Source organism: Pseudomonas sp. NPDC089406, from assembly GCF_044900265.1.
Taxonomy (GTDB): domain Bacteria; phylum Pseudomonadota; class Gammaproteobacteria; order Pseudomonadales; family Pseudomonadaceae; genus Aquipseudomonas; species Aquipseudomonas fakonensis.
Map to the genome: position 1 here is coordinate 23,851 of NZ_JBJDNC010000002.1, position 11,894 is coordinate 35,744.

Consider the following 11,894-nt stretch of genomic DNA (forward strand, 5'->3'; position numbering starts at 1 on the left):
CGGCTTCCGGCCCTGGCATCCGCCGGGTGTGGCCTAGAGAACCTTCGTAATGGTTATCGTCGGTTTTGCAAGTTGCTTTAGGGGTTTCGCAAAAAAAAATGCCATCACCGCGCCACCCCTTGTATTCCGCGCCTTCCAGCCCACCCCACATAACCCGCTGAAAAAACCAAGTGTGACGCACGTCACATTTCAGTGCGCTGCGCCCTGCCCGATCAGCTGCACCAGCTCGTATTCCAGGTAATCAGCCAGGGCCAACCAGTCCTGGCGCTGCTGCGCATCGAGCATGGCCTGCAGCAGCACGCTGCCGGCCTGCGGTTCGAGCCGTGGCAGCACCGCCTCAAACAGCTCGACCATGCGCACACCGCCTTCGACATCGCGCCCCAGGCGCATCAGCGCGGCGCACTCGCGGGCCGCCTCCACCTGACTGCTCGCATTCATGAACAGAACTCCGCATCGAACTCGGTACCGGCAATCAATGCGCCGTCTCGGCTGGTATTGAAAAAGCGCACCTCGGGGTGGCGGGCAATGAAGCGCTCAAGCTCGATGAGGTAGCCACGGAAGTTGAGCTGGGTGCGTACCCGCTGGCCATGCCCGTCGAGCACCCAGTGGCTGGCATGGCTGATCGACGGGCCCAGGGCGCCATCCTCCCAGCCAGTATGGGTGCGACCCCCCGGGAAGGCGAAATCGGCGCCGAACAATGTGATGCGCTTCACCCCAAGCCGCACCGCCAGGTCCACCGCGGGGTGCAGCACGCTGCCGCCGACGAACAATTCGGCGCGGGGGATTTGCTGACGCACCTGCGCATACAGCTCGCTGCCGGAATAAGCGCTGTAACGCGGGCCTTGCCATTGACCGAGCAGCTCGACATCGAGCATCGGCATATAGACCAGCGCGATGCCCTGCGAACCCTCTGGCGGCAGGTGCCCGATACGGATGGCGTGGTCGACGCTAACGACGATGTCGGGCTGAATACCGGCACGCTTCAAAGGCAGGTAGGCAGTATCGACGCAGATCAGCAGCGGCCGCTCGCTGCGCTCGCGAATGGCTGCCAGCGCCGGCAGATGCCGGGCCAGGCTCGGGCCAGTGGCGATCACGTAGCAGTCGCGGCCCTTTGCAGAGCCGAACAGGCTGGCGACATCCGGGTCCTGCTGCAGCAGCGGCAGGCTTGCCTCAAGCAACCCCTGCAACCGCGCATCCGCCACATCGAAGCGACGATTGTTATAGGCCAGGTGGCTCTCGCTGATCAGCCGGTCACGGATTTTTGCGTTGAAGTCGTCGGCCAGCACCAGCTCGGAGGGCAAGGCGAAGAACGGCAGCTGGATTTCGCTGCTGTCGCCGGCAAACGCCAGCTCGACGCGGGGGTCGAGCAGCCAGTCGGAATGATCCAGAAGCTGCACCACCAGCTCGAACAGCGCGCCGTTTAGCAGAAAAACGCACAGACGCTGAAGCTGGGGACGCTCCAGCAATACCCTGGGCAAGTCGCCAAGACCCACGCCGTAGAGGTGAATCACCTCACTGCCTTCGGCAAGGCTGGCGGCCTGCAGGCGCGCCTCGGCAACCCGGTCATGGCGGCTGGTGAGCTGAATACCAGAGATGCTCAGGGTCGAACCCAACCCCTCCACCAGCTCGGCTTCAAACGGCTCGCCCGCTTGCTGCTGCAGGCGCTCGAACAGCGCCGGCCAGCGTGCCTGCAGCACCTCAGCGTTAGCCTGGAAAAATTCGCTCATGCTCGAGCTTCCCTTACCTGCAAAACGCTGAAGCCTACCTGACTACGCCGGTTTATTCAGCCCGGTGAAGAATGGCCGAGCCCCACGACAGGCCAACGCCGAAGCCACTGATGGCCACGCGCTTCCAGGTGCTGTCGTTCAGGCGCTTTTCCAGCAGCAGCGGGATGCTCGACGACACGGTGTTGCCGGTCTCCAGCATGTCCTTGACGAACTTGTGCGCCTCGGACTTCTCCGGCTCTTCCTCGAAGCGCCGCGCCACGGCATCGACGATCGCCGCGCTGCCCTGGTGAATGCAGAAGGCGTCGATGTCGCTGTTGTGCAGGCCCGACTCGTCGAGCAGCTCATGCAGGTGCGCCGGCACCTTGACCAGGGCGAAGTTGAACACCTGGCGGCCGTTCATGTAGAACTCGCCGTCGGTGACTTTCAGGTAGGGTGCGCCCGCGCCATCGGTACCGAACTTCGACTTGCCCAGCTGCCAGGCGGCGTCTTCGCCCATCCAGGTAGCGGTGGCGGCATCACCGAACAGCATGGTGGTGTTGCGGTCTTCGGGGTTGACGATCTTGGAGTACGGGTCGGCGGTGACCAGCAGGCCGTTCTTCAGCCCTGCGGCTTCCATGAAGCCCTTGAGCGCATAGATGCCGTACACGTAGCCGGAGCAACCCAGGGAGATGTCGAAGGCAGCCACATGGGTCGGCAGGCCGAGCTTGTGCTGGACGATTGCGGCGGTGTGCGGCAGGCCCTCTTCGTCACCGTTCTGGGTGACGACGATCAGCGCATCGATGGCTTCGCGCTTGAGTTCAGGGTTGGCGGCGAACAGGTTGTTGACGGCCTCGACGCACAGGTCGGAGGTTTCCTGTTCTTGCGCTTTGCGCGGCAGGAAGGCCGAGCCGATCTTGCCGAGGATGAAGGTTTCATCCTTGTCGAATTTTGCGCCTTGCGCGTAGTTGTCCAGGCCGGCAGCGGGCACGTAGCTCGCGATGCTTTTAATGCCGATCATCATGGCTTCCCAATAAAAAACAGCTCAATACCACCGCCCGGATGACTGGGGCAGCGCCTGAAAAAAACGGAATCCGCCGCCCCACGGGTGGCGCAGGCGAGCGGCAAATGCACGCCGGCCCCATTAACGATTAAAGAGGGAGATGCCCGCTCTGACCGATAGGTCACGAAATATTGCAGACAATCGCATATTTTGCCTGGGTGCGTCACCCCGGCGAGGCGCAAAGTGGGGTAATGGCGGCACAGATACAGCGCCGGGAGCGGACCTAACACAATCCTGTAGGAGCGGGCTTGCCCCGCGAAGCGGGCGATGCGGTGGATGGCACCGGCTGCGCCGGTGTTCGCGGCTAAAGCCGCTCCTACAGGTACAGCGCCTGATTCAGGCTCTGCTCGATCCTGTGGGAGCGGCTTTAGCCGCGAAGCAGACGACGCGGTGGCTGGCACCGGCTGCGCCGGTGTTCGCGGGCAAGCCCGCTCCCACAGGGAACGCGCCAGCTTTTAGAAATCGAGCAAGACAGTTGCTCCCACAGGTACAGCGCCTGATTCAGGCTCTGGGCGATCCTGTGGGAGCCGGCTTGCCGGCGATCAGGCGATCAGTTGCAGCCAGTCAAACGCCGCCGAAGCCGGCTTGAGGTCGCGCCCCTGGACCGCGCCATGCCACTGCGCCGACCACTTGTCGCGCAAGGCTGCCAGCGCCGCCGGGTCCTCGGCCTGCACACCGAAGCTGCACACCTGCGCCTGCGGTGTCCACACCGTCAACAAGCCCTCGGCAGCGGCCTTCAAGCACAGGTCGACATCGCCATAGGCGCTGGCGAATGCCTGTTCATCCAGGCCCTGCAACGCCCGGTACAGCTCGCTGCCGATCATCAGGCAGGCCCCGGAGACCGCCGTGCAGTTCTGCTCCACGGCCAAGCGTTGCAGGTAGCCGGTCGCCTCCCCGGCTTCGCCGGCAAAGGCCGGCAGCACCTGGCCATCGGCCGTCAGCAGCAGGCCGGCCTGGCCGAGCTTGCCTTTTGCGTCGAGCAGCTTGGCACCAACCACCCCCACCTCGGGGCGCTGCGCCTGGTTGAGCAGGCTTTCGATCCAGTTGGCATTGACCACTTCGGCATCGGCTGCCAGCAGCACCAGGTATTCCCCTTGCGCCTGGGCCGCAGCAGCATTGCGCAGCGCTGCCGGGCTCAGGCGTTCGGCGCTTTGCAGCACGCGCACCTTGCCGGCCGCCTGCTGCTGTAGCGCCAGCCACTCAAGCAACTGTGGCGACTGGCTGGCGTTGTCGGCGATCAGCACTTCGTAGCGGGCATAGCGGGTGCGCTGCAGGATGCTGCTGACACAGCGCTGCAGTGGCTCCAGATTGTCTTCGCTGAGCAACAGGATGCTCACCAGCGGCCGTTCAACATGGCGGTAGTCGATGCGCAAGGTGCCCGCCTGCGGCGCGCTGACCTGGGCTTTGTAGCCACGACTCACCAGGTGCCGGCTGAGGGCCTGGCGGGCATGCTCATCGTCCCCGGCCTGCGGTACGGCGGTAATCAGCAGCGGCTCATCCAGGTGTGCCAGGCCGTTGAGGCCGCCCCGCTCGATCAGGCGCAGCAGCAGGTCATATTCCAGGGCATCAGTGAACTGCTTGTCGAAACCGCCCGCCTCTACCAGCACCTCACGGCGCAGCAGCCAATGGCGCGCCATCAGCGCCGGGTTGCTTTGCAGCAGGTCCAGGTTGACCCCCGGGCGCAGCAGTTCGTGCCAGGCGCCGTTGGCCTGGCGCTGGATCTCGTCCACTGCGACCGCGCGGCACTCTGGCGCGTTCATCAGCTCAAGGCCGGCGCGCAGCAAGCCGGTGGCGGTGAACTGGTCACCGGCCTCGGCCAGCAGCAGCCATTCGCAGGAGGTCTGCCGGGCGATCTGGTTGATCCGCTCGACATAGTCCTCGCGGCTGACCTTGATGAAGTGCAGGGTGTTGTGCAGCGAGGTGGCCATCGGCGGCTCGCCGGTGGTGAACACCATGATGCGGAACGCCTTGCTCAGACCACCGACCAGGCTGTCGAAGGTGTCCTGCAGTGCGGTCTGGTTGTTGTCCAGGTCCAGCAGAAGGATGCCGAACTGCGGCCCGCCCTGGTGCAGCGCCAGGTGCTCGGCGATGGCGCTTTGCGCAGCGGCATCGGGCTTGCGTGCCTGCAGCCAGTCGAGCAGGCGCCCGGAACGCATGTTGCCAAGCAGTTGCCGGCCGCTCTGGTGCGGCACGCTGTTCAGGCGCTCCAGCCAGGCGAACAGCGCCTGGCTTTCTGCGTTTTCACCCCGCTCGCGCAGCTGCTCGGCCAGGCCGCGCACCACCTCGCGGTTGAAGGCGTTGCGCTTGAGCGCATCCCACAGGCGCGACCACACCGTGCCCGGCGTATCGTTGGCCTGGGGCTGCAACAGCTGCTCCTGGCGCAGCAGCAGCGGCTCCAGCTCCTGCAACTGCAGGCGGCCGGCCGGCATGGCGTGGATCAGGAATTCGAACGCGGTCAGTTGGTCGAAGAAGGCCTGGTTGTAGAACGGCATCTCGACGTACTGCGCGGGCTGGAAGGTACGCACCGGCGGCTTCAACGGGTCGGCCCAGCTCGACACCCAGAGCAGTTCCAGGGTCAGTGCCCGGCCCTTGAGCAAGCCGTCGGCCATGGCCGCGAAGCTGTCCAGCGCCAGTTGGCGACGGCCCGCGTGGTCCAGGCCCTCGATGGCGGTCGGCAGGCCGGCGAAGAAGTCGGCGTAGCGTTCACGCTCGGCAACTGCCTTGGCATCGGTGAACGCCAGCACGTGATACACCTCGGTGTTGTGCTCCGAGACGCCGTAGTTGGTTTCCCGTACTGCATAGGGGATCGGCAGCAGACGCGCCTTGGCGTTAGTCAGCAAGAAGTAGGCATGGCCGATTTCCTGCCACTCGAAGCTGGTGCCGGCCGGCAGCAGCTCGAACCACTGCTGCAGCAGCGCGGTGCGAGTGATGGCGTAGAACGGCGGAATGAACTCGCCCATGAAGTCCAGCAGGCGCTGCTCGGCGCGCGGCTCGGCGTAGTCTTCGCGAACCTTTTTATTGCGCCGGTGGTAGAGCACCTGGGTGGCCTGGGCCAGGTAGTTCAGGCAGTAGCCGTGGCACAGGCCGTAGTCGGGGTTGGCGTCAAGGAAGTCCAGCGACTGGTTCATGCCGTCGAACAGCAGGAAGTCGTCATCGGCGGCAAACGCCATGTACGGCGTACGCACCAGGTTTACGCCATAGGTCAGCTTGGCCTGCAGACCCATGTAGGAAAACTGCGGCAAGTGCAGGTATTCCACGCCCGGGTACTGGGCGGCCATTGCCGCTGCCGATTCGGTCGAGGAGTCCAGTACCAGGATCGAGCACGGGTAGTCCTGATAGTACTGCAGCGTGCGTTGCAGGAACGCCTGACGGTTGTGCGTCATCACTACCAGCGTCAAGCGCTCGCGCAGTGGGGTTGCCTGGTCTGCCGCAAAATTGCCTTGCATAGTCTTCACCACCATTGGCGTTGCCGCCGAAGAAATCGAACTGTGTATGTGTCTCAGCGAACCCGGCGCAGGTAGCCGTCCGGCGCCACGGTGATCATCAGCTTGTTCTGCATCTGGTAGTCGATCTCGAAGCTGTCGTTCCCCTTGAGGTACTCCCACACCGCAGTCTTGGGGTTGTCACCCACATCCCACGGGCGGTCGGGGAAGGAGCCGGCCGGCATGTCTTCGACCACGGTGTCCATCACCACGCAGTAGCTGCCCACCGCCACCAACGGCGCGTACAGCTCCAGCTCCTTGAGCACGTGCGCGTGGGTGTGGTTGGAGTCGAGCACCACGATGACCTTCTTGCCCTCGGCGATCGCCCGCACCTGCGCGGCAATGCCTTCGTCGATGCTCGAGCCCTGGATCATGCGCACGCGCTTGCTCATCGGGTGCGCCTCGATGGCTTCGCGGTTGTGCGCGCGGATGTCGATGTCGATGCCCAGCACCTCGCCATGGCCCTGCAGCTCCAGCAGGGAGGCGTAGTAGAGGATCGAGCCGCCGTGGGCGATGCCGCACTCGATGATCAGGTCCGGCTTGACCTGCCAGACGATCTCCTGCATGGCCATCATGTCCTGGGGCAGCTGAATGATCGGCCGGCCCATCCACGAGAAGTGGTAGGTGTACTTGTGCTCGGCGGACTTGTCGTAGAAGTCGCGGGACAGCTGCTGCAACGCCTTGTCTTCACCCTGGGCGGCAATTTGCGCGGTGCATTCGGCTTCGAAGGCCTTAATCGGCGAGTCGGTCATTTATCGGGTCTCGGTAGACAGGTGTGCTGAACGGGCGCTGTCGACGGCGTGGCAGTGGCCAGCGGTCATACGGCGGTTTGATTCGGGGTAACTGGAATTCTTCACAGGCTGGCCCCCAGCAGTGCCCGCAACTGGCGGGCATCGCCCCAGAACGCCATGGGTTCGTGGGCCGGATAGGGGTAATGGCCCAGGTTCAGCGCAATCTTCGCGCCGCGGCTGGCGATATGCGCCTCCACCAGGTTGCGTACAGATATCGGCCGGCCGCTGCAGCAATTGACTACGCCGGTGAAATCGCGCAGTTCGAGCAGCCCGGCCAGGTTGGCGACCACCGCCTGCACAGGCAGAAAATCGCGCAGCTGTTCGCCGCCAGACATGTCAAAGCACGCCTGCCCGGCGTCGATGGCGCGGTCCAGTGCCGCCAGCAGGCTGTTGGGGTTCTGCCCCTCGCCATACAGGTAGAACAGCCGCACCCATTGCAAGTTGAACGGCAATTGGCGGGCCAGGCTCTGCAAAAACTGCTGCAGGCTGTGCTTGGCCAGCCCGTAGGGGTTGGCCGGCTGACACAGCAGCGCCTCGCTCAAGGCGCCGTCCTGCAGCCCATATTCAAAGCAGGTGCCGGTGACCTGCACCTGGCTCACCCCCGCTTCCACCACACGGCGGATAAAGCCGTAGTCGGCCATCAGGTTGTGCTCAAGGTGGAACAGGCCCTGGTAGTTCGGCAAGCCGGGCCAGGCCAGGTGCACCAGTGCATCGATGCCCTCGCACAGCGCGCCCACCGCCAACTGCGGGTCGTGGATATCGGCGCTGACGAACTCGACCTGGTCGAACCACGGCAGCGCCTGGGCAGGCTCCTGCCGGCGGGCCACGGCGCGTACCTGGTGCCCGCGGGCGAGCAGCTCGGCGACCAGGTGCCGGCCGACAAAACCGGTGGCACCGGTGACCAGCACTTTCATAGAACGGTCAGCTCCGGCACGGCGATGACGAAACGCCCGCCCCACTCACGGATGTGCGCCTGCTGCTCGCTGACTTCCTTGAGCAGGTTCCACGGCAGCACCAGCACGTAGTCAGGCTGCTCGATGGCCAGGCGCTCCGGCGCCACCACGGGGATGCGGCTGCCCGGCAGGTACTTGCCCTGCTTGTGCGGGTTGGCGTCGGCGACCCAGGCCAGCAGGTCGGGCTTGACCCCGGCATAGTTGAACAAGGTGTTGCCCTTGGCGGCAGCGCCATAACCAACCACGCGCTTGCCCTCGGCCTTGGCCTGCAGCAAGAAGCGCAGCAGCTGCTGCTTGATGCGTTCGGCCGCCGGTGCCAGGGTGTTGTAGAACGCCGCCGTGGTCACCCCGACCCGCGCCTCGATCCCCAGCAAATCATCGACGCAGGCCTTGCGCGGCTGCGGGCCGCCGGCACGCTGGGCGAACACCCGCAGCGAGCCGCCGTGGGTGGGCAACTCGCTGACGTCGAAGATCTCCAGGCCGTTACGCGCGCACAGGGTGTTCACCGCCGTCAGCGACAGGTAGGAATAGTGCTCGTGGTACAGGGTGTCGAACTGGTGCTCGGCCATCAGGCACAGCAGGTGCGGGAACTCGAAGGTGGCCACGCCATCGGCCTTGAGCAAGGTGGCGAAGCCGCGCAAGAAGTCGTTGATGTCCGGCACGTGGGCCAGCACGTTGTTGGCCGCCATCAGGTCGGCCGACCAGCCCTCGGCCACCAGCGCCTCAGCAGTTTGCTCGCCGAAGAACACCTCGCGGATCTCCAGGCCCTTGGCACGCGCCGCCTGGGCGGTGCTGCGGGTGGGCTCCACGCCCAGGCATGGGATGCCGCGCTCGGCCACGTACTGCAGCAGGTAGCCGTCGTTGGCGGCGATTTCCACCACGCGGCTTTGCGCGCCCAGGCCGAAGCGCTCGACCATCTGCGCCACGTAGTCGCGGGCATGGGCCAGCCAGGAGCTTGAGTAGGAGCTGAAATACGCGTAGTCGGCATCGAACAGCGCATCGGCCCGGGTGTAGTCCTCGGTCTGCACCAGCCAGCAGTGCTCGCACACTGCCACTTTCAGCGGCACCCAGGCCTCGGCGGCGGCCAGCTGGTCGGCACGCAGGTAGGCGTTGGACGGCGGCGCGGTGCCGAGGTCGATCAGGGGCAGGCTCAGGCAGGTACCACAGCCACGGCAGTTCATGGACATACTCCGGCAAACGATGGCGTCAGCCAGGGGTGTTCGGCATCCCGGGCAGACAGATTCTTGACAGCCAGCGGCCAGTCGATGGCCAGCTTCGGGTCATGCACCGACAGCCCGCCTTCACGACCCGGGGCATAGTCGGCGCTGTGCAGGTACAGCAGTTCGGCTTCCTCGCTCAACACCTGGAAGCCATGGGCGAAACCGGCCGGGATCAACAGGCTGCGGCCGTCGCCCGCGCGCAGGTGCTCGGCGTGCCAGTGCAAAAAGGTCGGCGAGCCCTGGCGCAGGTCCACGGCCACATCCCACACCTCACCGCGCAGGCAGGTGATGAGCTTGGCTTCCGGGCTGTCGCCGAGCTGGTAGTGCAGGCCGCGCACGCTGCCCTGGCCGACGGTGTGCGAGTGGTTGATCTGGCGCACATGGAACGGCGTACCCAGCTCGCCCAGGCTGCCCTCGCAGAACAACCGCGAAAAGCGGCCACGGGCATCGCCATGGCTTTTGTGTACCACGCTGAACAGGCCGTCCAGGGGCAAGGCTTGCAACTGCAGGTCGGTCACGACAGCTCCGCGTACAGGTTCAACTGGTCGAGGGTGAAGGCGCGCATGTTGTCACCGCGCTGCCAGGCCAGGTGCCAGTCCAGGGTGTGGCGCAGGCACTCGTGCAGCGACCAGCGCGTGCGCCAGCCCAGCACCTGACGGGCGCGGGAGCTGTCCAGGCGCAGCAGGCCGGCTTCATGCAGCTCGCTTTGCTCCACCTGCACGCCCGGGGCGTCCGGCCACTGCCGGGCCAGATAACTGACCACCGAACCGACGCTGCACATGTCCTGCTCGCCCGGGCCGAAGTTCCACGCACCGGCGTAGGCCGGGCCTTCTTCATACAAGCGCTCGGCCAGCAGCAGGTAGCCGGCCAGCGGCTCCAGGGCGTGCTGCCAGGGGCGCACGGCCTGCGGATAGCGCAGGGTGACCGGCTCGCCGGCCGACCAGGCCTTGAGCACGTCGGGGATCAGGCGGTCGGCGGCAAAGTCGCCGCCGCCCAGCACGTTGCCGGCGCGCGCGGTGGCCATGGCCAGGCCGTGTTCGGCATGCTTGGCGGCCGGGAAGAACGACGCCGCATAGGATTGCGCCAGCAGCTCGCAGCAGGCCTTGCTGCTGCTGTACGGGTCGTGCCCGCCGAGGGCTTCGTTCTCGCGATACGGCCAAGGCCATTCCTGGTTGGCGTACACCTTGTCGGTGGTCACCAGCACGCAGGCGCGCACGCCACCGACCTGGCGCACTGCCTCCAGCAGGTTGAGGGTGCCCATGACGTTGCTCGAATAGGTGCCCAGCGGGTCGCGGTAAGCCTCGCGCACCAGCGGCTGCGCCGCCAGGTGCAGGACGATCTCGGGTTCGGCTTCGGCGATCACCTCGAGCAGCGCGCCCAGGTCACGCAGGTCGCCGCGCACATCCTTGATGCCGGTACCGGCCTCAGCCAGCTCGAACAGGCTGGGTTCAGTACCAGGGTCCAGGGCAAAGCCTGTCACCTGCGCACCCAGCTCACGCAGCCACAGCGCCAGCCAGCTGCCCTTGAAGCCGGTGTGGCCGGTCAGCAGGACCCGCTTGCCCTGCCAGAACGCCGGGCTCAGGCCCACTGCTTCCATGGGGCCTCCCCGCTTTGCCAGAGTTGCTCGAGGTGGTTCTTGTCGCGCAGGGTGTCCATCGGGTGCCAGAAGCCGTCGTGCTGGAAGGCGTTCAGCTGCGATTCGGCAGCCAACCTGGCAAGGGGTTCGGACTCCCACGAGGTCTGGTCGTCGGCGATGTAGCCAAGCACCTTGGGCGACAGCACGAAGAAGCCGCCGTTGATCCAGCCGCCGTCACCGCGGGGTTTCTCGACGAAGCCTTTGACCTGGTCGCCGTCGCGCTCCAGGGCGCCATAGCGGCCTGGCGGTTGCACGGCGGTGACGGTGGCGAGCTTGCCGTGGGCCAGGTGGAAGTCCACCAGGGCGCCGATGTTCAGGTCGGACACGCCGTCACCGTAGGTGAAGCAGAAGGCTTCTTCGTCTTCCAGGTAACGCGCGGCGCGGCGCAGGCGGCCACCGGTCATGGTTTCCTCGCCGGTGTCCACCAGGGTGACGCGCCACGGCTCGCTGTAGTTCTGGTGCACGTCCATGCGGTTGGCGCGCATGTCGAAGGTGACGTCGGAGGTATGCAGGAAGTAGTTGGCGAAGAAATCCTTGATCGCATAGCCCTTGTAGCCCAGGCAGATCACGAAGTCATGGATGCCGTGGGCCGAGTACTGCTTCATGATGTGCCAGAGAATTGGCTTTCCGCCGATCTCGATCATGGGCTTGGGCTTGAGGTGGGACTCTTCGCTGATACGCGTGCCCAGTCCACCGGCCAGAATTACCGCCTTCATGTTGTCCCCTCTTGTTCGTCACCGGCCATGGCTCGTGTGGCTGCACGATTTATGGCGATATCAGAGGGGACTTGCAGGAAACGCGCCAGAGTGGGCTGCACAGATCCTTGTAGGAGCAACTGTGTTGTGCTGACTGTACCGGCCTCATCGCCGGCAAGCCGGCTCCTACAGGTACGGCGCCGACTCGAAGCTTATGCGATCCCTGTGTAGGAGCGGCCTTGTGTCGCGAAAGGGCTGCGCAGCAGCCCCGGCAATTTTGCATGATGCCGAGATCCTGGGGCTGCTGCGCAGCCCTTTCGCGACACAAGGCCGCTCCTACACAGGGAGACT

The 11,894-nt window shown here is 65.2% G+C and carries 10 protein-coding genes; all 10 read right to left on the reverse strand.

What is annotated here, in order from left to right; translation table 11 throughout:
* Nucleotides 1–189: 189 nt before the first annotated feature.
* The 10 genes from ACI2KK_RS01440 to rfbF all read right to left on the reverse strand — a co-directional run bounded on the left by ACI2KK_RS01440 (nucleotide 190) and on the right by rfbF (nucleotide 11,564).
* On the reverse strand, nucleotides 190–438 hold the full coding sequence (locus ACI2KK_RS01440) for a hypothetical protein (protein WP_404667604.1): 249 nt from the start codon (nucleotides 436–438) through the stop codon (nucleotides 190–192).
* Nucleotides 435–1,727 carry a motility associated factor glycosyltransferase family protein gene (locus tag ACI2KK_RS01445; RefSeq protein ID WP_404667605.1) on the reverse strand — a complete coding sequence of 431 codons (1,293 nt, stop codon included), beginning with the start codon at nucleotides 1,725–1,727 and terminating at the stop codon, nucleotides 435–437. Before ACI2KK_RS01445 ends, ACI2KK_RS01440 begins: the two co-directional genes overlap by 4 nt.
* Nucleotides 1,728–1,779: 52 nt before the next feature.
* A complete protein-coding gene (locus tag ACI2KK_RS01450; RefSeq protein WP_404667606.1) occupies nucleotides 1,780–2,724 on the reverse strand; it encodes a ketoacyl-ACP synthase III in 945 nt (314 codons plus the stop codon).
* A 584-nt stretch (nucleotides 2,725–3,308) separates the two neighbouring features.
* Nucleotides 3,309–6,212 carry a TIGR00180 family glycosyltransferase gene (locus ACI2KK_RS01455; RefSeq protein ID WP_404667607.1) on the reverse strand — a complete coding sequence of 968 codons (2,904 nt, stop codon included), beginning with the start codon at nucleotides 6,210–6,212 and terminating at the stop codon, nucleotides 3,309–3,311.
* Between the two features lie 53 nt (nucleotides 6,213–6,265).
* Nucleotides 6,266–7,000 (reverse strand): cephalosporin hydroxylase family protein, encoded by a 735-nt coding sequence (locus tag ACI2KK_RS01460; protein WP_217885936.1) that lies wholly within the window; start codon nucleotides 6,998–7,000, stop codon nucleotides 6,266–6,268.
* 101 nt (nucleotides 7,001–7,101) lie between these two features.
* A complete protein-coding gene (locus ACI2KK_RS01465; RefSeq protein WP_404667608.1) occupies nucleotides 7,102–7,953 on the reverse strand; it encodes an NAD-dependent epimerase/dehydratase family protein in 852 nt (283 codons plus the stop codon).
* A complete protein-coding gene (locus tag ACI2KK_RS01470) occupies nucleotides 7,950–9,173 on the reverse strand; it encodes a methyltransferase domain-containing protein (protein ID WP_404667609.1) in 1,224 nt (407 codons plus the stop codon). Before ACI2KK_RS01470 ends, ACI2KK_RS01465 begins: the two co-directional genes overlap by 4 nt.
* Entirely contained in the window at nucleotides 9,170–9,730 is a 561-nt protein-coding gene (locus tag ACI2KK_RS01475; RefSeq protein WP_217839672.1) for a dTDP-4-dehydrorhamnose 3,5-epimerase family protein, read from the reverse strand. The genes ACI2KK_RS01470 and ACI2KK_RS01475 overlap by 4 nt, the downstream gene beginning before the upstream one ends.
* The gene (gene rfbG / locus ACI2KK_RS01480; RefSeq protein WP_404667610.1) at nucleotides 9,727–10,809 is read right to left on the reverse strand and encodes a CDP-glucose 4,6-dehydratase; all 1,083 of its coding nucleotides are present in this window, start codon (nucleotides 10,807–10,809) and stop codon (nucleotides 9,727–9,729) included. The genes ACI2KK_RS01475 and rfbG overlap by 4 nt, the downstream gene beginning before the upstream one ends.
* On the reverse strand, nucleotides 10,791–11,564 hold the full coding sequence (rfbF, locus tag ACI2KK_RS01485) for a glucose-1-phosphate cytidylyltransferase (protein ID WP_217885941.1): 774 nt from the start codon (nucleotides 11,562–11,564) through the stop codon (nucleotides 10,791–10,793). The genes rfbG and rfbF overlap by 19 nt, the downstream gene beginning before the upstream one ends.
* Nucleotides 11,565–11,894: the final 330 nt, after the last annotated feature.

Bases quoted from the DNA above. Each gene is read 5' to 3' on its own strand.
- ACI2KK_RS01455 (WP_404667607.1), bottom strand. From the start codon at position 6,212: ATGCAAGGCAATTTTGCGGCAGACCAGGCAACCCCACTGCGCGAGCGC.
- ACI2KK_RS01460 (WP_217885936.1), bottom strand. From the start codon at position 7,000: ATGACCGACTCGCCGATTAAGGCCTTCGAAGCCGAATGCACCGCGCAA.
- ACI2KK_RS01465 (WP_404667608.1), bottom strand. From the start codon at position 7,953: ATGAAAGTGCTGGTCACCGGTGCCACCGGTTTTGTCGGCCGGCACCTG.
- ACI2KK_RS01450 (WP_404667606.1), bottom strand. From the start codon at position 2,724: ATGATCGGCATTAAAAGCATCGCGAGCTACGTGCCCGCTGCCGGCCTG.
- ACI2KK_RS01445 (WP_404667605.1), bottom strand. From the start codon at position 1,727: ATGAGCGAATTTTTCCAGGCTAACGCTGAGGTGCTGCAGGCACGCTGG.
- ACI2KK_RS01470 (WP_404667609.1), bottom strand. From the start codon at position 9,173: ATGAACTGCCGTGGCTGTGGTACCTGCCTGAGCCTGCCCCTGATCGAC.
- rfbG (WP_404667610.1), bottom strand. From the start codon at position 10,809: ATGGAAGCAGTGGGCCTGAGCCCGGCGTTCTGGCAGGGCAAGCGGGTC.
- rfbF (WP_217885941.1), bottom strand. From the start codon at position 11,564: ATGAAGGCGGTAATTCTGGCCGGTGGACTGGGCACGCGTATCAGCGAA.
- ACI2KK_RS01440 (WP_404667604.1), bottom strand. From the start codon at position 438: ATGAATGCGAGCAGTCAGGTGGAGGCGGCCCGCGAGTGCGCCGCGCTG.